Source organism: Flavobacterium sp. TR2 (genome assembly GCF_025252405.1).
Taxonomy (GTDB): Bacteria; Bacteroidota; Bacteroidia; order Flavobacteriales; family Flavobacteriaceae; genus Flavobacterium.
Window position 1 is genome coordinate 684,918 of sequence record NZ_CP104307.1, and the last position, 23,087, is coordinate 708,004.

20 protein-coding genes are annotated in these 23,087 nt (G+C 34.5%); 7 read left to right on the plus strand and 13 right to left on the minus strand.

Annotated elements, in window-relative coordinates; genetic code table 11:
• Positions 1-19: 19 nt before the first annotated feature.
• A complete protein-coding gene (locus N4T20_RS03440) occupies positions 20-1,195 on the minus strand; it encodes a DUF5018 domain-containing protein (protein ID WP_260671717.1) in 1,176 nt (391 codons plus the stop codon).
• Between the two features lie 272 nt (positions 1,196-1,467).
• Between N4T20_RS03440 and N4T20_RS03445 the strand changes: the two genes are divergently transcribed.
• Both N4T20_RS03445 and N4T20_RS03450 read left to right on the plus strand, forming a co-directional pair.
• Complete coding sequence (locus tag N4T20_RS03445) at positions 1,468-2,760, plus strand: aminopeptidase P family protein (RefSeq protein WP_260671718.1); 1,293 nt, start codon at positions 1,468-1,470, stop codon at positions 2,758-2,760.
• Positions 2,753-3,667: an alpha/beta hydrolase gene (locus N4T20_RS03450; RefSeq protein ID WP_260671719.1), complete on the plus strand. Its 915-nt coding sequence runs from the start codon at positions 2,753-2,755 to the stop codon at positions 3,665-3,667. Before N4T20_RS03445 ends, N4T20_RS03450 begins: the two co-directional genes overlap by 8 nt.
• A 55-nt stretch (positions 3,668-3,722) precedes the next feature.
• On the opposite strand, the gene N4T20_RS03455 is transcribed toward N4T20_RS03450, so the two are convergent.
• Positions 3,723-4,241 (minus strand): ferritin, encoded by a 519-nt coding sequence (locus N4T20_RS03455; protein ID WP_260671720.1) that lies wholly within the window; start codon positions 4,239-4,241, stop codon positions 3,723-3,725.
• Positions 4,242-4,330: 89 nt separating this feature from the next.
• On the minus strand, positions 4,331-4,687 hold the full coding sequence (locus N4T20_RS03460) for a hypothetical protein (protein ID WP_008465274.1): 357 nt from the start codon (positions 4,685-4,687) through the stop codon (positions 4,331-4,333).
• Between the two features lie 178 nt (positions 4,688-4,865).
• Here N4T20_RS03460 and N4T20_RS03465 point away from each other — a divergent pair, with 178 nt between their 5' ends.
• Both N4T20_RS03465 and N4T20_RS03470 read left to right on the plus strand, forming a co-directional pair.
• Positions 4,866-5,669, plus strand: a complete 804-nt coding sequence (locus N4T20_RS03465) for a TIGR00266 family protein (protein WP_260671721.1) — start codon at positions 4,866-4,868, stop codon at positions 5,667-5,669.
• 164 nt (positions 5,670-5,833) lie between these two features.
• Positions 5,834-6,610, plus strand: a complete 777-nt coding sequence (locus tag N4T20_RS03470; RefSeq protein WP_260671722.1) for an alpha/beta fold hydrolase — start codon at positions 5,834-5,836, stop codon at positions 6,608-6,610.
• Between the two features lie 83 nt (positions 6,611-6,693).
• Here the strand turns inward: N4T20_RS03470 and N4T20_RS03475 are convergent, their stop codons facing one another.
• Positions 6,694-7,068, minus strand: coding sequence for a hypothetical protein (locus tag N4T20_RS03475; RefSeq protein WP_260671723.1), 375 nt, complete (start codon positions 7,066-7,068; stop codon positions 6,694-6,696).
• A 25-nt stretch (positions 7,069-7,093) separates the two neighbouring features.
• Positions 7,094-7,414 carry a hypothetical protein gene (locus tag N4T20_RS03480; RefSeq protein ID WP_260671724.1) on the minus strand — a complete coding sequence of 107 codons (321 nt, stop codon included), beginning with the start codon at positions 7,412-7,414 and terminating at the stop codon, positions 7,094-7,096.
• Between the two features lie 285 nt (positions 7,415-7,699).
• Here N4T20_RS03480 and N4T20_RS03485 point away from each other — a divergent pair, with 285 nt between their 5' ends.
• The gene (locus N4T20_RS03485) at positions 7,700-7,843 is read left to right on the plus strand and encodes a hypothetical protein (protein WP_198855343.1); all 144 of its coding nucleotides are present in this window, start codon (positions 7,700-7,702) and stop codon (positions 7,841-7,843) included.
• Between the two features lie 164 nt (positions 7,844-8,007).
• Here N4T20_RS03485 and N4T20_RS03490 read toward each other — a convergent pair whose 3' ends face one another.
• From N4T20_RS03490 to N4T20_RS03515, 6 genes are all read right to left on the minus strand, one after another.
• Positions 8,008-10,773 carry a PD-(D/E)XK nuclease family protein gene (locus tag N4T20_RS03490; RefSeq protein WP_260671725.1) on the minus strand — a complete coding sequence of 922 codons (2,766 nt, stop codon included), beginning with the start codon at positions 10,771-10,773 and terminating at the stop codon, positions 8,008-8,010.
• 63 nt (positions 10,774-10,836) lie between these two features.
• The gene (locus tag N4T20_RS03495; protein WP_260671726.1) at positions 10,837-12,300 is read right to left on the minus strand and encodes an OmpA family protein; all 1,464 of its coding nucleotides are present in this window, start codon (positions 12,298-12,300) and stop codon (positions 10,837-10,839) included.
• A 113-nt stretch (positions 12,301-12,413) separates the two neighbouring features.
• The gene (gene kbl, locus N4T20_RS03500; protein WP_260671727.1) at positions 12,414-13,607 is read right to left on the minus strand and encodes a glycine C-acetyltransferase; all 1,194 of its coding nucleotides are present in this window, start codon (positions 13,605-13,607) and stop codon (positions 12,414-12,416) included.
• A gap of 82 nt (positions 13,608-13,689) precedes the next feature.
• A complete protein-coding gene (locus N4T20_RS03505) occupies positions 13,690-16,848 on the minus strand; it encodes a UvrD-helicase domain-containing protein (protein WP_260671728.1) in 3,159 nt (1,052 codons plus the stop codon).
• A gap of 140 nt (positions 16,849-16,988) precedes the next feature.
• Positions 16,989-17,588 (minus strand): lipoprotein signal peptidase, encoded by a 600-nt coding sequence (locus N4T20_RS03510; protein ID WP_260671729.1) that lies wholly within the window; start codon positions 17,586-17,588, stop codon positions 16,989-16,991.
• Between the two features lie 120 nt (positions 17,589-17,708).
• Entirely contained in the window at positions 17,709-17,924 is a 216-nt protein-coding gene (locus tag N4T20_RS03515) for a hypothetical protein (RefSeq protein ID WP_129746639.1), read from the minus strand.
• Between the two features lie 181 nt (positions 17,925-18,105).
• Here N4T20_RS03515 and N4T20_RS03520 point away from each other — a divergent pair, with 181 nt between their 5' ends.
• Both N4T20_RS03520 and N4T20_RS03525 read left to right on the plus strand, forming a co-directional pair.
• Positions 18,106-18,462 carry a roadblock/LC7 domain-containing protein gene (locus N4T20_RS03520; protein WP_223710525.1) on the plus strand — a complete coding sequence of 119 codons (357 nt, stop codon included), beginning with the start codon at positions 18,106-18,108 and terminating at the stop codon, positions 18,460-18,462.
• Positions 18,463-18,497: 35 nt separating this feature from the next.
• Positions 18,498-18,878 (plus strand): hypothetical protein, encoded by a 381-nt coding sequence (locus N4T20_RS03525; RefSeq protein WP_111425195.1) that lies wholly within the window; start codon positions 18,498-18,500, stop codon positions 18,876-18,878.
• Positions 18,879-19,138: 260 nt separating this feature from the next.
• Here the strand turns inward: N4T20_RS03525 and N4T20_RS03530 are convergent, their stop codons facing one another.
• Positions 19,139-19,519: a TraR/DksA family transcriptional regulator gene (locus N4T20_RS03530; protein WP_012022792.1), complete on the minus strand. Its 381-nt coding sequence runs from the start codon at positions 19,517-19,519 to the stop codon at positions 19,139-19,141.
• Between the two features lie 8 nt (positions 19,520-19,527).
• Positions 19,528-22,929 (minus strand): isoleucine--tRNA ligase, encoded by a 3,402-nt coding sequence (gene ileS / locus N4T20_RS03535; RefSeq protein WP_260671730.1) that lies wholly within the window; start codon positions 22,927-22,929, stop codon positions 19,528-19,530.
• Positions 22,930-23,087: the final 158 nt, after the last annotated feature.

The window sequence follows — 23,087 nt, forward strand, 5'->3', positions numbered from 1 at the left end:
TAAGCTTCGGCCTTTATCATTATTCTTTACCTTCTAATTCTATATTAAAATGCCATGAATGTTTATACCAAACACCTGAATTTTCAAGGCTGTTATTTCTGCTTATTCGAGATTCTCCCGAATAACCGCTATTAAAACAGAAGCCCTCACCAGCTTTAGTATTACCTGAACTTCCTGCGGTAATTCCTAGTTTTTCTCCGTCAACTAAATACCAATAAAAGCTATACGTTTTATTTGCCTCCAAATAAAGATTTAGCGCTCGCAAATCAAACGGAACAAAACCTCCATTGAAGTATGCTGGAACTTCTGTGCTTGTAGTTGCCACAACATTAAGATTTGCGTCTCTAATAATCAATTTCAGCGTTACTGGCTTATCATAAATTTCTCTATCTTCCATATAAGAAAACCCTTCGCTAAGATGAATGCTAAAAGTAGAAGGAACTAAATTTTTATCAACTATTACAGTTTGTCCTGTTCCAATATTTCTATCGTAAGGTAAAATATCTGGAGCATTGGTTCTGTTATCTCCTCCAAACCATTTCGTAGCATTTGCTTCAGAACATGATCTAGCTATGTAATTATTCATATGCTCCAATCTTACTTGGTAAATCTTCTCTGCTCCAGATTCTGATTTAACAGTAAAATTTACTGGCTCAGAATAGTCTTTTATCGTTTTAGGATCTGGCGTTATTGTTGCATATTTCGAAAACTTTAATTCTACATCTAAATTTTTAAGATCATTAATTTCAGGGATTCTTTTTGTCACTAATCCTCTTTCATTATTAATATCTGCACTCAATACTAAATTTGGAGTTTTGACATTCACCTCTAAGATAAAATTGCCAGTGCTTGCCTCTCTTTTTATATCAGCTAGATAACTTTTTACATCTCCATTTTCTGCCGTAACTTCAAAGGTCAATGGCCCATTAATAGACTTAACTGTTGCTGGATCTGGATTTATATGTGCTCCTTTAGGAATTGAAATTGCTAAACTTATATCTTCTAGCTCGAATGTACTTTCTACGATACCGTTTATTGAGTTGCCTTCAATCGGAAACTCTTTGGTAACATTTCCTTTTGTTATAGTAAAAGATTGAATTGTATTATCAGCACTTAAACCTGCTTCAGCCACACAAGATGCCATTAAAAGGGAGGCAAAAAAGAAAATCGAAAATAGTTTAATTGTATTTTTCATGAATTATTTATGGTTTAGTTTATTTGGCAGCAAATATTATTATTTAAAATGTAATTTCTTTACGGAAAACCACATTCACCGCAATAGACTTTCCGACCCCTAACAGTTATAGACTCACAAGCCTCGGCTCCTCAATTATTTTTAAAAAGAATTTACGCCTTAGAATCTTCACGGCAAATTCAAAACAAATAATAAAACTTTAAGAAATCAATTTCATGCTGTTTGATGAAAAAACGTAATTTTGAAATTCGAAGTTCAAAAACTAAGTTATTATGAAATATCATCAAATAAACAGCGCTCTTTTTGTAAAAAACCGCAAAAAATTCATGGCAGAAATGAAACCTAATTCAGTTGCCGTGTTCAATTCAAATGACATTTATCCAGTTAGTGCAGACAGTACGCTGCCATTTGCTCAGCATAGAGATATTTTTTACCTGAGCGGAGTAGATCAGGAAGAAAGTGTTTTGCTTTTGTTTCCAGATGCACCTTATGAGCACCAAAGAGAAATGCTTTTCTTAAGAGAAACCAATGAGCACATTGCTGTTTGGGAAGGCGAAAAACTTACTAAAGAACGTGCTTTTCAGGTTTCAGGAATCAGAACCGTTTATTGGCTGCAAGATTTTCATAAAATTTTGAACGAAATGATGACATACGCCGAAACGATGTACATTAATACTAACGAGCATTACCGCGCAACTGTTGAAACAGAAACTCGTGAAGCTCGTTTTGTAAAATGGTGGAAAGAGCGCTACCCAGCTCATAATGTTGCAAAAAGCAACCCAATTTTACAAAGACTGCGTTCTGTAAAAGAAAGCGAAGAAATCGATTTGATTCAGCACGCTTGTGATATTACAGAAAAAGGTTTCCGCAGATTATTAGGATTTGTAAAACCAAATGTTACCGAATACGAAGTTGAAGCTGAGCTGGCTCACGAATTTATCCGTAATCGTTCTAAAGGTTTTGCTTATACGCCAATTATCGCTTCTGGAAACAACGCGAATGTTTTGCATTATATCGAAAACAACCAGCAATGCAAAGAAGGCGATTTGCTATTATTGGATGTCGCTGCCGAATATGCGAACTATTCAAGCGACATGACAAGAACAATTCCAGTTTCTGGACGTTTTTCTGAGCGTCAGAAAGCAGTTTACAATGCTGTTTTGAGAGTTAAAAACGAAGCGACAAAAATGCTTACGCCTGGAACGCTTTGGAAGCAATATCATGTTGAAGTTGGTAAAATTATGACTTCTGAATTATTAGGTTTAGGCTTATTAGATAAAGCCGATGTTCAGAACGAAAATCCAGAATGGCCTGCTTACAAAAAATACTTCATGCACGGAACTTCTCACCACATGGGGCTTGACACGCACGATTACGGATTGCTTCACGAACCAATGAAAGCAAATATGGTTTTCACGGTTGAGCCAGGAATCTACATTCCTGCAGAAAAATTCGGAATCCGTTTAGAAGACAACGTTGTGGTTCAGGAAAAAGGAGAGCCTTTTAACTTAATGCGCAACATTCCTGTTGAAGCAGACGAGATTGAAAGCTTAATGAATGAGTAATTTCACGATGAAAAAGATTTTCCTCATTGGTTTTATATTGTTTCTGGGAAATATTTTCGCTCAGAATGAAGGCTTTGCCGTAAATACTGACGGAAGCAAAACCTATTACAAAACATTCGGAAAGGGAGAACCGCTTTTAATAATAAACGGCGGCCCTGGAATGAACAGCAATGGTTTTGAAGATATGGCGAAAGTTTTGGGCGAAAATCAGCAAACCATTCTTTATGACCAAAGAGGAACTGGAAAATCGAAACTCTCAAAATTAGACGCTAAGACTATTTCGATGAAATTAATGGCCGATGACATGGAGTCGTTAAGAAAACATCTTAAAATTAAAAAATGGAATATTCTAGGGCATTCTTTTGGAGGAATGCTAGCTTCGTATTATGCTACAATTTATCCGAACAGTATCAATAAATTGATTTTATCTTCGTCTGGTGGAGTTGATTTATCTCTATTAAAAGGTCCGAATTTGATCGAATCTAATCTTTCTCCAGTTGAAAAAGATTCTATGAATTATTGGAACGACAAAATCGAAAAAGGCGACACTTCTCATAAGGCACGTCTAGGGCGCGGTCGCGCGATGGCACCTGCATATGTCTACGACCAGAAGTTTATCCCGATAATTGCTGAAAGACTGACACAGGGAAATTCGACAATAAATGGCTTATTATGGTCAGATATGCAGAAAATGAATTTTGACTGCAAATCTAAACTGAAGAGCTTCAAAAATCCTGTTTTAATCATTCAAGGAAAAGAAGACATCATCAGCAATGAAATTGGAGAATTGGCGCATCAGACTTTTCCAAATTCGAAACTGATTTTATTGGAGCATTCCAAACATTACGGATGGCTCGATGCAAGAGACAAATATTTCTCGGATATCAATTCATTTTTAAGATCATAAAAATCAAAAAGCCCTTAATAAACATTAAGGGCTTTTAATTTTTATAAACAATTAATTATTCGATTTTCGAAATCTGAAGATCCAATTGAAATTTACCGTCAGCTTCGTTTCCGTTAATTAAGTCAAAAAGCTCTAAAGCTCTTCTAGCGTTTTTCTCTTCTTCTCTTTGTTCAGCCACATACCACATCATAAAATCTTCAGTAGCATAGTCATTTTCGGCTCTACATTTTGCGATTACTTTATTGATTGCCTGAGTAACTGCAATTTCGTTCTGCAAAGCAATTTCAAATACTTCTCTAAAAGAAGCAAATTCTTGCTGCACTTCTGGAACAGATGGCGTAATTGCAATCCCTCCCATATCCGTAATGAATTTGAAAATTTTCAGAAAATGTTCTCTTTCTTCTTCAGCTTGCTTGTACAAGTAAGATGCTGTATTGGCATAACCGTTTCTATCCAGCCATGCTGCCATAGCCAAATATTTGTTTGAAGCGTCACTTTCTAATTTTGCCTGTAAATTCAATATATTTTCTACACCTTCAACTAATGAAGTACGTGTTCTTAGTAAATCTTTCATAACCTTAAATTTTTATACGTGTAAAATTACAAAAATTAAAGGAGGCAGCTCTAACTGCTTGAAAATTTGGATTTAATCTAAGTAAGAATCTAAATAAGTTCAACATTAGCCACACTGCAAAGCATGGAATGCAAGGTGAGCGTAAATTTAGTTCCGTTCAATAAGTCTCTTAACTGCACTATTTCGCAGATCGTAAGATTTCTGGAGAAGTTTCTTTTGGTCGTTTCAATTAACTGTGCATCCGACTGATCAGACAAGTCGTAAAGCATATTAAGAATGTCAACACTATTAACCTTTCTTTGAAAAATCAAAAAATCATGAATTTTATAACTTGACACTGTATCAATAAAATTGATAATTATGCTATTGGTCAAATCACATTGATAACTATATCCTTTTTCGGTTTCAAATAATACTTTGGTGGTCAAATCACTAACTAATGCCATTCTGATAAATATAATAACGCAGCAAAAATATAGAATTTAAAGCAATTAAACATATAATTAAGACTAATTTAAAATAACAAAATGCTTTTATCTTTTTAAAAACCACCGAAGTGCATCAAAAATTGTAACATTCTAAAGCATCATGAGTCTAATTCTAAAACAAAAAAATTAAAAAATTATGCAAGCGCACGAAATAGATTATCAGATTTTTGGAGAAGAAATGCAATATGTCGAAATAGAGCTGGATCCACAGGAGATTGTAATTGCTGAAGCTGGCAGCTTTATGATGATGGAAAACAATATCCAGATGGAAACCATATTTGGCGATGGTTCTCAGCAGCAAGGCTCAGGTTTGTTTGGCAAACTTTTAAACGCAGGCAAACGAGTGCTTACCGGCGAGAGCTTGTTTATGACTGCATTTTTGAACCAAGGCAATAGCAAAAGTAAAGTTTCATTTGCATCGCCATATCCTGGCAAAATCCTTCCCATTGATTTAACTCAGTTTCAAGGCAAATTTATCTGCCAGAAGAGTTCTTTTCTATGCGCTGCAAAAGGCGTATCGGTCGGAATAGAATTTTCTCAGAAACTAGGCCGCGGATTATTCGGCGGAGAAGGTTTTATCATGCAGAAAATCGAAGGAGACGGAATGGCATTTGTACACTCTGGCGGAACAATGGCCAAAAAAGAACTGGCTCACGGTGAAATTTTAAAAGTAGATACGGGATGCATTATCGGTTTTACCAAAGATGTAGATTATGATATTGAATTTATTGGCGGAATCAAGAATTCTATTTTTGGAGGCGAGGGCCTATTTTATGCCACATTAAAAGGTCCCGGAACGGTTTTTATACAATCATTGCCTTTCTCTAGATTAGCTGACCGCATCATTGCTTCAGCTCCAAGATCTGGCGGAAACAGCCGTGAAGAAGGTAGCCTTCTCGGCGGATTAGGAAATCTTTTGGATGGTGATAACCGATTTTAATTTAGAATGGCTTTCGTTTCTGAAAGCCTTTTTTTTATTTCACAAACAGTTGTGCCATAAATAAACTTTTACCTGTTTTAAAGATTTCCCAATTAAATCAAGGCATCACGATATTTTAACTTAGCTTTCTTAACTTTGCACTTCCAATACAAAAAATTCTCATCTTGAAAACCATTTTATATAAGAACACCAAAATATCATACTCAGATTCGGGAACCGGAAATGCAATTGTCTTACTTCACGGCTTTCTTGAAAACAAAAAAATGTGGACAGAATATGTCGATCTGTTTTCAGAAAAATACCGTATTGTAACCATCGATTTATTAGGCCATGGCCAATCCGAACCGTTAGGCTACGTTCACGAAATGGAAGAGAATGCTAATGCCGTGAATGAAGTTTTAAAAAATTTAAAAATTGAAAAAGCCACAATTGTAGGGCATTCCATGGGTGGTTATGTTGGTTTGGCTTTCGCCGAATTATACCCAGATAAAATTCAAAAATTAGTTTTATTGAATTCAACTTCCAAAGAAGACAGCCCAGAAAGAAAAACCAATAGAACTCGAGCCATAAAAGCGGTAAAACAGAATTATGTGAGTTTTGTAAGTTTAGCAATTGCCAATTTATTCAGCGAAAACAATAGAACACGATTAGCTGAAGAAATTGAAAATGTAAAAACAGAAGCTTTAAAAACACCTTTACAAGGAATTATAGCTTCTCAGGAAGGAATGAAAATCAGGAAAGATAGAGAATGGCTTTTAAAAGAAAACCGTTTTCCTGTTTTATTGATTTTAGGCAAAAAAGATCCTGTTTTAAACTACGAAGAAAGCCTCTCTCAAATTGAAGATACTACTGCAGAATTAGTTTCTTTTGAAGACGGACACATGAGCCAGATCGAAAATAAAGAAGAATTAAAAACCGTCTTGCTTCATTTCTTTGAATAAAAACAAAATATTAAAATCGAAAAAGGCCATTTCTAACCGAGGGTTGAAACAGCCTTTTTCTCATTCTTGGGGGCAAAATATCGTTATAACTTTGATGTGATGTCTTTTTTATATTTAGATAAAGTCGCTCTTGTCAAACCAAGATTTGCTTTAGTAGAATCTACCGCTAAGTAAATAAAGTATCTTCCATTTTCAGAAACATCAATAATATGAATCTGATCTGTTAGGGTAATTAGAATATCATTAATTTTTTGATTCAATCCTAAAGCCTTAAGTGCATTTAATTTAGCTTTTACAACTTCTAAATTATAAGCCGAAGCCAATTCTGGATCAAAATCAGGTTTTACTGTTAACGAACAATAAGACATCCCTGTTTCAACTTCTGTAACAGAAACAGCGATAAATCCGTTAATATTTTCTTTTAAATCGTTTTGGAAATTTTGTAAAAAATCTGACATATTTATTAAAATATTTGGTTTCAAATTAGTTGTTAAAAATAGAATCCATTCTTCTCAGCAATAATCCCATTTTACTTAAATCTTTAGAAAGCAATGCGATGCAATTATCATCTTGGCTTTTGTTTGCCACAACAATTCCATCGTTATTCTTGATCATTACTTGTTTAAGATCGCCATTGTTAACATCTTCCGACATTTCAAGGCACATCTTCAAGATCATTCCAATCATTGCCGCTACGTTGCCATCGTATTCTAAATTAACAGACTCGTTTAAAATTCCATCAATATTAAAACTTAGTCCAGACTCTGCGCCAGTCTCTTCTACTAGTGTTTGTAAATCAATCATTTCTTTTTGTCATGTTTTTGGAAGCGTCAAAGATATTTTAATATTGGTAATTGTGCGATAAACACTTGTTAAAAAAAGTTGCAGTATAACGCACTGAGACACTTTTATTTATCACTTAATCAATCCTATTTTTTTACAAAAAAAATGCAAAAAAAATTAACATAAAAAGCATTTAATATCAAAAACGTAACATTTTGCTTGATAAAATTCATTTCTAAAATTAACATTTGAAGATTTCGCTTTTCGAAAAAGTTTTTCTCTAGCTTTGCAAAAAAATTTATAGAAATGAAAACTGTTGACGAATTACGCTTTGACTTAAATGTAAAACTGGAGAAGTTTAGAAGATTTCGTATTGAAAACGGACACATTAACAACACGACTTCTGAAGAAAAATCTAAAAAAGGTTTTTTCAAAAAAATATTTAGCTAAAAGCATTTAAAAAAAGCCGAACTTCTAAAATAAATCTTTAAAAAGTTCGGCTTTTTATTGATTGTTGATTTTAATTTTGTTTAGCCATAGATAAAAAAAACATCTTTTTAAAAGATCAAATCATTTAGAACAAATCAACAACATTTAAGCGATAAGCATTTACCTCATAAAATCTTTTCTTCAAAAGGAATATTAACATCAAAAATCTCTCCGAGCAAATTAGCAATTTCTTCCAAATAAGAGTTTAATATCTGAGGAGACACTATCACATCCAGATCCTTTTCTTCTTTAAAGCCGAAAGGCAAAAATCCAGATTTTAGGTTTTTGAACGAAATAATTCCAACTTCTATTGGAAGCTCTCCCGCCTCTTTTTCAAACATGAACGCATATGCCAATACCTGAATAATTTTATCATTTTTAAGCTCCTGAGTCAATCCATTCCAAGTTTTCAGGATAACATTAGACTTTTCTACTTTTCCCGTCTTATAATCGATAATTCTAATTTTTCCATCTCTGCGTTCAATACGATCGACATTTCCTTTAATTAAAACAGGAAAGGGCAATTTTGGATGAACAAACTCACGTTCAAAAGTCTGCTCTAAAGCAATAATCTGAATCGCTTCATTGTTTTTCACCGACTCTAATTCCATTCTCAAGAAATTAGATACATTTCGTTTTGCAACTTCAAAAGCTAGAAGATTTCTTCCTTTCTTAATTTCGCCTTCTTTGTAAACCAGTTTAAACTGTTTAAGAACTTCATCATCCAATAACTTAAAGCAATTGAGAAGATCTGTTTCGGAAATAAATTTGCCTATAAAAGGTTCATAAAGCGCCTTTAATGTTTCATGAATAATTGTCCCCAATGTATTCAGAGCAATATTTTCCTCAACCTCTTCCACTTCACGAATTCTCAATATTTTCTGAAAATAAAACTCAATTGGATTTCGAATATAACTGGTCAATGCCGATGGAGAAAAACCATTAATAGCAATTTCCTTCAATCGTTCCATTACTAATTCTGATTTCGGAACAGAAATAGGTTCATAAGCCATATTTGGCAGCTCTGGATTGTAAATATCGAAAGTAATATTATGCTTTGCTTTTTTTTCTACCTCCAATTGCGTAATAAAGCGGCTTCGTTCTCCAGCATCCAATCCATCATTTTCCGTATTATAAATCAGATATATGTTTTTAGCCCTTTGAAGTAAATGATAGAAATGATAGGTATAAATTGCATCTTTTTCCTTGAAAGTGGGAAGTCCAAGCTCACGTTTTACATCGTATGGAATAAATGAATTCTGCGATTTTCCTGCCGGAAATTTCCCTTCGTTCATAGACGTAATAATTACAGTTTCAAAATCCAAGACACGGCTTTCCAAAACCCCCATGATCTGCAAACCACGTAAAGGCTCACCTTCAAAAGACACTTCTGCCAAATCTATAATTTGTTTATAAATCGAATGAAGAGTATCAATATTATCAATATGATGATGTTTCGAATAATAATTTATAAGCTTATTAATCACCTTAAAAACACCATAAACAAAAGCTTTAGCAATCTTTTCTTCTTCATTATCATTACTGAAATGCTCTTTAATTGCAATTAGCAATGCCGAAATATTTTTTAAAACCGCAACAGAACCATTTTCCCATTTTTCAAACAACAAATTGAAAAAAATTGATGGCTCAGGGTGAAGCTCTAAAACTTTCTGATGCGTGATAAAGGTATAATTATTCTCTTTTATAATCCTTACCAATCTCTGCGCATTAGCATAGGGCTCAACTAAGGGATGCGTCAAAATATCAAGCACATCTTTATAATAAAAAACATAACTCCCTCCCTTTCGAGAAAGCGCATTGGTATGCATTTTAAATAATTTAGCGACAAATATCTGCGACGGATTATTTTTACCCGAATATCCCATCGTAATATTCAGCGCCCCTACAGAAGAAGGAAGCGAATACAAAATAGGAACCAACAGATTCTCTTCACCAAGTACAACTGCAACTTTATCTAATGATGCATCAGGATTTTGATCAATCAAGTTTTCGATGATGCTTCCTGCCAATTTAGCTTGTCCAATTGTTTTTGGCGTTCCAATAACTTGAATATTTTTAGATTGCGAAAAATCATCCACAATCCACTCAAAAGCATTTGACTTATAATGTTTCCAGCTTTCTTTAAATCGTCTTAAAAAAAGTCCTGCATCATGGTATGGATCATTTAGAAAAGCTTGATCGGCATCCCAATAAATTTTCGCCTGATCTAGTGCGAGCAAATGCTGCACAATTTTTTCTTCCGCAGCATTCAAAGCATTAAATCCAGCAAAAATAAAGGTGCGATTTCCAATAGTATTTGAAAAATGATTCAGATTATTTACTGCTTCCCTATAGATCAAACCCTGATAACCAATCGATTTAAACAATAAATGATTGTACAGCGATTCATAATAAAGAGGAAGCAATTTCCAGAAATCAATATAATTTTCTAAAAGTTTTGTTTTTTGATCCACCTCGAGCCCCCATCGCTTTATATCTTCAATATCTTTTAAATACGATAATATATGCGAAGGATCTAAAAGATAGCGGTCAATTTCATTAAAATCCTGCAGGAGGGTTTTAGCCCAATTTGCAAACAGCTCAAAAGACTGCTGATGTTTCTTTTCTGTAATAGACAAATACACTTCATAAAATTCAAACAAAAGCTCAATCGAATCTATAGAACGAATTGACGCAACGTCTTGAACAAAATCTTCTATACTTGTAATCTGAGGTGCAATTATAGTCTTTGAAGTTGCATTTTTAAGAGCTTCTATCAGGAAAACTTTAGCTCTTTTATTAGGAAGAATTATCGTTGTTTCCGAAAGTTTCTCTACATAATCTTGAATTACGACAGAGGCAATTTTTTGAAGAAAAGAATCATTTACCATAGTATAAAAATAAAAAAAGCCATTCAATTAAGAATGGCTTTTCCTGTTTATTTAGAAACTAAATTATAGTTTACCTTGGTATTTAGAACCAATGTGTCTAATTTCAGTTCTTCTGTTTTGTGCTTTACCTGCAGCAGTTTTGTTACTTGCAACTGGTTGGCTAGAACCAAATCCTTTGTACTCTAAGTTCTCTGGATTAACACCTCTTTGTACTAAAGCATCCATTACAGCTTTTGCTCTGTCCTCAGAAAGTTTTTGATTTAATTTAGCAGAACCTGTACTATCAGTGTGTCCTTCAATAGAGAATTTCGCATTTGGATAGTTTTTAAGGATTTCTTTAATAGCATCTAATCTAGCTGGAGTTTCTTTGTCACCAGTTTTGAAAGTAGCTTTACCAGAGTTGAAGTATACCGCTCTTGCTTGAACTTTAAGATCTTCTAAAGCCTCAGAAGTTACTTCTGGACATCCTCTGTTACTAGCAGGACCTGCAACTGTAGGACAATCGTCATCTTTATCAGCAACACCGTCTTTGTCAGCGTCTAAGAAAGGACAACCACCATTTTCTTTAGGACCAGCAACTGTAGGACATTTATCGTCTTTATCAGCGATTCCGTCACCGTCAGTATCAGGACAACCTTTTAAAGCAGCTAAACCAGCAACATCTGGACAAGCGTCATCTTTATCAGCAATTCCGTCACCGTCAGTATCAGGACATCCGTTTAATGCAGCTAAACCAAATACATCTGGACAAGCGTCAGAAGCATCAACGATTCCATCACCGTCAGTATCAGGACATCCGTTGAATTGTTTTAAACCAGCAACATCTGGACAAGCATCATCTTTGTCATAGATTCCGTCTCCGTCAGTATCTTTACCTCCGAATTTGAAAACTAAACCAGCTGTGTGTTGAAAGTGAGATGGAGCATCTGGCGTACCATTAGCATCTTGTCTGTCTCCACTAACAGCCCATTTGTATCTTGTAGCAAGCTCAAGACCAATAGCATCTGTAAACCAGAAAGTAACACCAGCACCTGGGTTAACAGTTCCGTAGCTGCTATCTCCAAAGAAAGTATAACCACCACCAACAGATAACGAAGGATCAACCACTTTAGATTTGATTAATTCTTGGAAGCTGTATTTGATAGTAGCATCAATTCCGTAGTACATTAAATCCCCTGGATTAGATACAACGTTACCTCTTCCATCATGCCCTGGAGCTTTTGGGTCAAAAGTAACATACTTATCAATTTTGTTTACAGATCCTTGTAAACCAACTGAGAAACCGCTACCTACATATCTATTTACTCCAATGTAAGATAGAGAAGGAAGAATATTCCAGTTGTCTTTTACAGCGAATGGCTGAGAGAAGTGTTGATCAAAAAATCCACTTCCTGAACCTGAACTTGTTCTAGTATCCACAGCATTAACCCCGAAAGAGATCGCCCATGGATTGTTACTGTCTTGCGCGTGAGAACTTAAACCCATCGCCATCAATACAGCAACTAAAAGTTTGTTAAGATGTTTCATACTTAATTTTTTTAATTACAATTTAGTTAATTACAAGCAAAAGTAACACCAAATTTTTTAAATACAAAATGAAATGTTAAAAAAAACCTACAAAAATTTAACGGATGTGGTAATTATATAACTTTTAACATTTTACCGACAACTGTAAAGGCATTTATAGCTTTATCCAAATGTTCTTTTTCATGCGCTGCAGATAGTTGCACTCGTATTCTAGCTTTGTCTTTTGGAACTACTGGAAAGAAAAATCCAATAACATAAATTCCTTGCTTCAAAAGTTCATTTGCCATAATCTGCGACAATTTAGCATCATATAACATAACAGGAACAATTGCAGAATCTCCATCAATAATATCAAAACCTGCTTTTTTCATACCTTCCTTAAAATAGTTGGTATTCCATTCCAGTTTGTCACGAAGCGTTGTGTCTTTTTCAAGCAATTCAAACACCTTTATTGAAGCTCCAACAATAGCAGGAGCCAAAGAATTTGAAAACAAATATGGCCTAGATCTTTGACGCAGCAATTCTATAATTTCTTTTTTAGCCGTAGTATATCCTCCCATAGCTCCTCCTAGTGCTTTACCAAGAGTCCCTGTAATGATATCCACTCTTCCCATTACACCTTTTGCTTCAAGAGTTCCTTTTCCTGTAGCCCCAATAAAACCTGCGGCATGACATTCATCTACCATCACCATCGCATCGTACTTATCAGCTAAATCACAAATTTTATCTAATGGCGCCACCAAACCATCCATAGAAAAGACTCCGTCAGTTACGATCAATTTAAAACGAGCTCCGGCTTCATTTGCTTTGATCAATTGCTGCTCTAGGTCTTCCATATTATTATTCTCATAACGGTAGCGAGCCGCTTTACATAAACGAACTCCATCAATAATAGAAGCATGGTTTAAACTATCCGAAATAATTGCATCATTTTCTCCTAATAAAGGTTCAAACACACCCCCATTAGCATCAAAAGCCGCTGCATATAAAATAGTATCTTCTGTTCCGTAGAAATCAGCAATCTTTTTCTCTAATGTTTTATGAATATCCTGCGTTCCGCAAATGAAACGCACAGACGACATTCCGAAACCGTGAGTATCCATTGCATCTTTTGCTGCCTGAACCACTTCTGGATGCGAAGAAAGTCCTAAATAATTATTAGCACAAAAGTTCAGCACTGTTTCTCCCGTCGAAATTGTGATTTCAGCACCTTGAGGAGAAGTAATAATTCTCTCTTTTTTAAAAATTCCATTTTCTTCAATCGTCTGCAATTCTTTTTGCAGATGTTCTTTTATTTTACCGTACATTTTTTATTTATTTAAAACGTTAAAAATTAACAACTTAACCAAAATAAAGCTTCGTTTTTTCTTTAACATCTGATTAATTTTTTCACAAATTTACTACTTCGATTTCTGTCCCAATATAAACGAGAGCTTTTTTTAACACTGTGTAGCCTAAATCTTCAATAGCATCTTGATATTCCTGAATTTGCTGACTATACTTAGCATTGACAGCACCTGTTTTATAATCTAACAAATATGCTTGTTTATCCTCCAAAAACACCACCCTGTCAGGCTTTAAAACCCTCCCTTCTTTTTGAACGATAGTTTGCTCATTTAAAACAGTATGTTTTCCATCAAAACAGACATTAAGTTCGGCATGATTTACAATTTCTTTTAAAGTCAGCAGCACTTGATCTACTTGGTCAAAAGTTATCAAACCGTTTTCAAGCGATTTTGTTACAGCCAAATCAATATCTGATTTATCTTTAACAAAAGCCAAAATCTCATGAACGATATTTCCGTACGAAATAGCTTCCTGCTGATGCGTTCCCCACATTAAAGCTTCACGTTGCGCAATTTTGATGTTTTTTGGATTTAAAACTTCCCTCACAACAGGAATTGATTTCACTGTGTCGACTGTTTTTACAGCTTTTGAGAGCCTGGCTTTATTTCCAAATTCGTAATTCAATTTTTCCTCATCATAAACCTTTTCGTTTATTAAAAATTTAATAAAGAAAGATGCCATATTATTTGGGTATTCTCCATCGCTTTTAGCTTTTAACGACTGAGAAATAACATACAGCTGTTCTTCGGCGCGAGTCAGAGCAACGTACAATACATTTATATTATCCAAAAGCTCTTCTTGTTTTTTTAAATTGAAAACCGCCGACGCGCTTTCTCCGAAACTTTCTACAGCACTGCTATTATCAACCAAAGCTTTCGGAACTCCTAAATCAATTTCTTCTGTATCCAACCACAATTTGTCTTTTGGTTTTCTATTGTAATCTTCATCCGCAAAAGGCATAATTACAACGGGAAACTCCAATCCTTTTGATTTATGAATGGTCATAATGCGAACTGCATTATTTCCTTCTGGAGACGGTATGCTAAATTTGTCTGAATTTTTATCCCAGAAAACCAAAAAATCCGCAACCCCTGCTTGATTTCTAATATCTCTTTCTAATACAATATCTAAGAAAAACTGAACATAGGCATTTCCTTCTGATAGAAGAATAAATTTAGAAATGATGATTTCAACCGCTTCGTACAAAGATTTTTTTCGAACATCTTCAAAAGAAAAAGAAACATCAAATGTCAAAAGCCATTCTTCAAATTCTTTTTCAAATCTATGATTCATTCCCATCGCAATAAAATCATGTACAGGCATAGACAAATCTTTGGTTGAAGCCAAGAAATGCAAAAAATTAGCTTTTGATTCTAAATCTGAGCTATTGTTCAAATATCTCAGAAGATGAATTATCAAACGAACTTCTGATGCATTCTGAATCATCAAAGTTTCTGAAGACAGCAAAGGAACTCCTTGCTCCGTCAAATAGTTTGCAATCGCAATTCCCTGATCTCTTTTTCGGGTTAAAATTACAATATCCTTATATTCAAAACCTTGCTTAACTACGTCTCGAATTGTATTTAAAGTCTCTAAAACATACAAATCTGATTTCTCCACAACATCATCTTCATCTGCAAATTCATTTTTATCAATAATTGGAAGAAATGAAATGTTTACATAACCGCCTTTTTTAGAATTACTATTCTGAAAACTATGATTCTCGTACAGGTTTTTATAATCTGCATTAGAAAATTCGCCAGAAATCAGTTTAAAAAAAGCATTATTAAACTCAATAACCTCGCTATAACTTCTATAGTTCGTATCTAAGTGCTTTACTTTTTTTTCGTGATGAAAAAAAGCGACCTCTTCTTTACTCAATTCAATAAATTGTTCCGCTTTCCCTCCGCGCCAGCGATAGATCGATTGTTTAGGATCGCCAACAATCATGAGCGTACCTTTATTTCCTAAATCATCCAAGCCAGAAAGCGAATTATCAATCAGCGGAATCAGGTTTTGCCATTGCATTTCTGATGTATCTTGAAATTCATCAATAAAAAAATTGCGATAGCGTTCGCCCAAACGTTCATAAATAAATGGCGCTGGCTGATTTTGAATTTCACGGTGGATAATCGCATTAAATTCTGAAATCGACAAGATATTTTGTTCCGACTGAATTTTGGCAAGCTCGTTACTTACCGTATTTAGCAAAGAAAGCGGTGTTATATTTTTTAGAAAGGCTTTATAAAAATCTCTTTTTTCAAAATTCTGATAGACCTCTTTCAATATTTGCAGAAGTTCTGGAATGATGCTTTCTATTAAATCTCGATCTTTTGCCGTTTTATTGATTGCAATATCATCAAACTCATGAAAGGTTTTGTTCTTCGGATTAAACTTTCCGTCTCGAATACTCTGCAAATGATTCGGAAAAGTTCCTCTTGAAAATGATTTTGGGTCAATTCCGTTTTTATCAATCAATTCAATCGCTTTGGCTGCAAGCCCTTCGTTAACATCTTCCAGCTCTTTGCAAAGCGATTGCATTTTCTTTTTAATTTCTACAAACTCCTCAATCGTTTTGTTTTGAAAATGCAGAATTTCATTTCTATTGTTTTCATTTAAAACCAATCTTCCGGTATCGAGAATTTCTCGTGAAACATCCCAACTTTTGTCATCATCGGTTTTTTCCATTGTAAAATCAATGAGCAGTTTAGTCAATGTTTCGTCTTCACCCGCTTGCGCAATAATCGCATCAACAGCTTCAACCAATAAGTTTTCGGTATCCAAAGTGACTTCAAAAGTCATCGGGAGATTTAGGTCGTGTGCAAAAGCACGAATAACTTTATGGGTAAATTTATCAATGGTAGAAATATCAAAAGCAGCATAATTATGAATTAAGTGCTTAATGATCTGCTGCGATTTGGTTTTAATTTTAATGACCGAGAGCCCAGTTTCCCGCGAAAGATCTTCCATCAAATCAACCGCTTTTGGAGACGGCTCATCTTTAGCAAATTCAGAGAGGTTGCCAACAATACGGCTCTTCATTTCGTGAACCGCTTTATTGGTAAAAGTTATAGCTAAAATATTTCGATATGCATCATTTTTTGGAGAAGAAAGAATAATTTTCAAATATTCTTTTACCAACGTATACGTCTTTCCTGATCCTGCAGAAGCATCATAAATGGAAAAAGACGGACTTTGCATAGTTTTGATTTTTTATATTGTAAAAATAAAACAAAATATTTAACCCTCAATAATGAAAAATTCCAAATTCCAATATCTATTTGTTGCGAATGCCTCAAATATTGGAATTTGGAATTTTGAAAATTTTGGAATTTTTAAATTTATCCGTGTTTTGGAAAAGCTCTTCTATTGAAAACCAAAAGTATACCTACACCTGTAGAAATTGCTACATCGGCTACGTTAAAAATAGCATTAAAAAAGGCAAAATGTTTTCCGCCAAATAATGGCAGCCATTCTGGAAGATTGCCTTCCCAAATAGGAAAATAGAACATATCTACAACTAGACCATGAAACCAAGTTCCGTAGGGAGCTGGAGAAAAAATTGTTGCAAGATTATGTGTGCTGTCATCAAAAATGACTCCGTAGAAAACAGAATCGATAATATTTCCTGCTGCTCCCGCAAAGATTAATGCAATAGCAACTATCAAATAAGTAGAATGGCGTTTTTTTATCGAATCAGAAAGCCACCATCCGATTCCGAATACAGCAAAGATTCTGAATACTGTCAAAATTAATTTCCCGTACTCTCCTGGTATTTTTGTTCCCCACGCCATTCCTTCATTTTCTATAAAATGAATTCTAAACCAGTCGGCAATTACAACTTCTTCACCAAGAACAAAATTTGTTTTGACATAAATTTTAGAAAGCTGATCAACAATTAAAACTAGAAATATAAGGAAATACGCTTTTCGTAATGACATTTTATGATTTTTTGATGGGCAAAAATAACAATTTAATCAAAAAAAACGCTCCCAAAGGAGCGTTAATTGTTTTTCTAATAAACCGAACGAGTTTATCTGCTAATCTAAACGTAGTAAAGTTTACTTTTTTACGGCAGCTTTTGCTGGTGTCTTTGGACTGTCGGAAAAAAAATCTGAAATGGATTTGAATATCCCTTTGCTTTCTTTTCCGGCCGCCAACTTCTTAGCTTCTCCCTTTTTTACATCAGCTTTAAACTTAACGCGCAGTTTTTCAAATTCTTTCATTCTGCGTTCTACATCAGAGTTTACTTCCTTGAATTTCAATACTTTAGCCATAATGTAAGTTTTTAGTAATAAATAATTTAAATTATTACTGATTTGGTACTACAATGATACGTAATTTAATTTATATTTGTTAATGAAAATTAACACTTGTTTAGGATAAACGAGAATTATTTTTCCAAACCAAATACCAAACGAACAGAATTTAACATTCCCTCCTAAATCCTACAAAATTATGAATGAAATCACAACTACTCTAAATGACTTTCTTGTCAGCACCAAATCTACAGCAGCTTTAATATTAAACGGAAAAGGAAAACTTATCACCTCCTTAAATCTAGACTACGGCGACAGTATTGCCGCCATGAGCGCTGCCATTTTATCTATGAGCGAAAAATTCTTAATTGATTTAGAAAAAGGCTCTTTAAAACAATTATATCTAAAAAGTGCCGAAGGCGTAATTGTCGGAAACAAAATAAGCGGCTCTAACTTTATTGTTGCTTTTTCTAGAGAAGGGAGCAACTTAGCATTATTGATGCGCTCTACAGAAGAAGTTTCTGCAGAATTAAGCAAAAATTCCCTATTGAAATAACATAAATTCTATTAACAAATTAACCCTAATGTACTATGAGCAATGATTTTTTAAACGTGTTTTTAAATGAAATGAAAACCAACGTAAATGGTTTTATCGCTGTTGCTGTAACAGAAATTGAATCTGGATTAAGTTTTGGAAACCTAACTATCGATCCTAGTTTTGACCCTGAACTTGCGGCAGCATACAATCTGGAAGTTGTAAAAGCTAAATTAAGCGCTGTAAAAGCACTTAACTTAAACCAAGACATCGAAGATATTTTGATTACCTTATCGAATCAAATTCACATTATCGATATTTCTCCAAACAAAAAATTCATGATTTATCTTGCTGCTGATGCTTCAAAAGCGAATTTAGGTATGACTAGAGCTATTTTAAGAAAACACAAAGCAGACGTTGAAAAAAACCTAGCATAAGAATGCAACAATTTTACTTTTTAAAAAACCGCCATGATATTGGCGGTTTTTTTTTGGACTTATTTAGAAACTCTTAGCTAATTCCACCTATTTAATTCTTACAAAAAAAACATTTTATAAATTATTTTATTTTGATTAATTATAAATAATTTCTTTCAATATGTCATTTTATCAATAAACCATAAGTTTATCAAACATTAAACAAAAAAAACGCCCCTAAAAAGGAGCGTTTTTTTTCTATTTAGAAGATATTTTATAATTTATCTCTGCAAGTTTTTAGCTTCGATACTCATTGTTGCATGAGGAACGATTTTAAGCCTTTCCTTGCTAATTAATTTACCTGTTACTTTGCAGATACCGTATGTTTTATTTTCTACACGGAATAAAGCATTTTTTAAGTCACGAATGAATTTCTCTTGTCTGATAGCCAACTGTGAGTTCGCTTCTTTTGACATGGTCTCACTTCCTTCTTCAAAAGCTTTAAAAGTTGGAGAAGTATCGTCAGTTCCGTTATTCAAATCGTTCATATACGCACTTTTAATCAAATCAAGATCTTCTTGTGCTTTTTTAATTTTTGCTTGTATTATTTCTTTGAACTCTGCTAAATCTGCATCAGAGTATCTTGTAATTTCATCTATCATTTTCTACGCTATTTTGAAATTAATATAATGGTTCTAATATCATCAAACTCAATTTCTGTGCCGTTTTCTAAAGCGTCAACAAAAACGAGTTCGTCTGTTAATGTTTCAGACTTAATATAGTCTTCATTTTTTGAAACTGCACCTTCTAAAATGCCGTCTCGTTTTATTTGAACTTTAATCTTATCCGTAACCTCAAATCCAGAATCTTTACGGATGTTTTGTATTCTATTTACTAATTCTCTGGCGATACCTTCATTTTTTAATTCTTCGGTAAGTGTAATGTCAAGCGCAACTGTTATTCCGTTTGAATTGGCAACTAACCATCCTTCGATATCTTGTGATGTAATTTCTACATCTTCTAATGATAAAGTTACACTATTTCCTGCAATAACAATATCTAGCGTTCCCTGCTTGTCCAGCTGATTGATCTGCTCAGCAGAAAAACCTTGTATTTCTTTGGAAATCAGACCCATATCTTTTCCAAAACGTGGTCCAAGAGCCTTAAAATTAGGCTTAATCTGTTTCACCAAAATACCAGAAGCATCGTCTAAAAGTTCGATTTCTTTAACGTTTACCTCAGCTTTTACAAGGTCTGAAATTGCTTCAATTTCAGTACGCTGATTCTCGTCAAGTACTGGAATCATTACCTTTTGCAAAGGTTGGCGAACTTTTATCATCTCTTTTTTACGCAGTGATAAAACCAAAGATGAGATGGTTTGCGCCTTCTGCATTTTGCTTTCCAACGTTTTATTAACAAAGTTTTCGACAAATTTTGGAAATTCTGCCAAGTGAACACTAGCAAAATCCTCGGTTCCCGTAGAAACTGTCAAATCTCTGTATAATTTATCCATAAAAAATGGTGCCACTGGAGCGCTCAATTTACTGATCGTAAGCAAACAAGTGTAAAGCGTTTGGTAAGCCGCAATTTTATCTTTTGCGTATTCTCCTTTCCAGAAACGGCGACGGCATAAACGAACGTACCAGTTACTTAAATTCTCTTGAACGAAATCAGAAATTGCTCTTGTCGCTTTTGTTGGTTCATAATCTTCATAGCATTCGTCAACAAATTTGATTAGCGTATGCAATTCAGAAATAATCCATTGATCTATTTCTGGCCTTTCGTTTAATGGAATTTCAGCTTCAGCATATTTAAATCCGTCGATGTTCGCATATAACGAGAAGAATGAATAGGTATTGTAAAGCGTTCCGAAGAATTTACGTTTAACCTCAGTAATTCCTTCAAGGTCAAACTTCAAGTTATCCCACGGATTTGCATTCATAATCATATACCAGCGTGTAGCGTCTGGGCCGTTTTCTGCAATGGTTTTAAATGGGTCTATGGTATTTCCTTTACTCTTAGACATTTTAATTCCATTTTTATCCAAAACAAGTCCGTTTGAAACTACATTTTTGTATGCTATTTTATCAAAAACCAAAGTTCCGATAGCGTGTAAGGTATAAAACCATCCACGTGTCTGATCTACTCCTTCAGCAATGAAATTTGCAGGAAAATCTTTGTTTCCATCAATTTTGTCTTTGTTTTCAAAAGGATAGTGCCATTGCGCATAAGGCATTGCCCCAGAATCGAACCAAACGTCGATTAGGTCACTTTCACGCTTCATAGATTTTCCTGAAGCAGAAACTAAAGTGATGGCGTCAACAACATTCTTGTGCAAATCGATTAAATCATAGTTTGACTCAGACATATTTCCGATTTCAAAACCTTTAAACGGGTTTTCTTTTTGGAAACCTGCTTCGATTGATTTTTCGATTGCATTGTACAATTCTTCAACAGAACCGATAATAACTTCTTCTGTTTTATCTTCTGTTCTCCAAATTGGCAACGGAATTCCCCAATATCTAGAACGAGATAAGTTCCAATCATTAGCATTTTTAAGCCAATTTCCAAAACGTCCTTCACCAGTAGATTTAGGCTTCCAATTGATAGTTTCGTTCAGGTCGAACATTCTATCTTTTACATCGGTTACTTTGATGAACCATGAATCTAGGGGATAGTATAATAACGGCTCGTCTGTTCTCCAGCTATGCGGGTAACTGTGCACGTATTTTTCAACTTTAAAAGCTTTGTTTTCTTCTTTCAGGCGAATAGCGATTTCGACATCCACAGATTTCTCTGGAGCTTGCCCGGCATCGTAATATTCGTTTTTAACGTATTTACCAGCCAAATCACCTACATGAGAAGTAAATTTTCCCTGTAAGTCAACTAGAGGAACTGCGGTTCCGTTTTCGTCTAAAACCAACATTGGCGGCACTTCTGGTTTTGCTTCTTTTGCCACTTTAGCATCATCTGCACCAAAAGTTGGAGCTGTATGCACAATTCCTGTTCCGTCTTCTGTTGTAACGAAATCGCCAGAAATTACTCTAAAGGCATTTTCAGCATTTTGATATGGCAATACGTAAGGCAATAATTGCTCGTAACGGATTTCTACTAAATCTGCTCCTTTTGCTTCGGCTAAGATTTGGTAAGGCAATTTTTTGTCGCCGCTTTTCACATTGTCAAAATCAGCATCGTCCTCGCTTAAGAAATATCCTTTTGCGAATTGTTTTCCAACTAGGTTTTTAGCCAAAACAACATTGATTGGCTCAAAAGTATATTGATTGAAAGTTTTTACTAAAACATAATCGATTTTTGGACCAACTGTCAAAGCTGTATTTGACGGAAGTGTCCAAGGAGTAGTCGTCCAAGCTAAAATGTGAATGTCTCCATAACCTTGCAAGAAGCTTGGAAGCGTTTCTGGCACTGTTTTGAATTGCGCTACGATTGTAGTATCCGTAACATCTCTGTAAGCTCCAGGCTGGTTTACTTCATGAGAAGACAACCCTGTCCCTGCTTTTGGAGAGTATGGCTGAATTGTGTATCCTTTGTATAACAGACCTTTATTGTAGATTTGTTTCAAAAGCCACCAAACAGATTCCATATATTTTGGTTTATAAGTCACATATGGATCATCCATATCAACCCAATACCCCATTTTTTCGGTCAAGTCATTCCATACGTCTGTATAACGCATAACGGTTTTTTTACACGCTTCGTTATATTCTTCAATAGAAATTGTCTTGCCAATATCTTCTTTTGTAATTCCTAATTCTTTTTCGGTGCCCAATTCAACAGGCAGACCGTGAGTATCCCATCCGGCTTTTCTTTTTACCTGAAAACCTTTTTGAGTTTTATATCTGCAAAAAATATCTTTAATCGCACGCGCCATTACGTGGTGAATTCCAGGTAATCCGTTTGCTGAAGGCGGGCCTTCAAAAAATACGAAAGGTTCTGCACCTTCCCGAGTTGTCACACTCTTTTCAAATATATTTTCTTTCTTCCAAAAATCAAGAACTTCAGACGCTACAGTAGGCAAGTCAAGTCCTTTGTATTCAGTAAATTTTGTACTCATTTTATCCTTTTCTTAAACGAGGTGCGAAAGTAAGAAATTTTGAACTATTGACCACCAATTTACCTAAATTTCACAAACTTTTGTTGAGATATTAGATACAAAAACATAAGAATTGGTTACTTTCTGCCATTATTCTCATTTTTCTGAGCTAATGGATC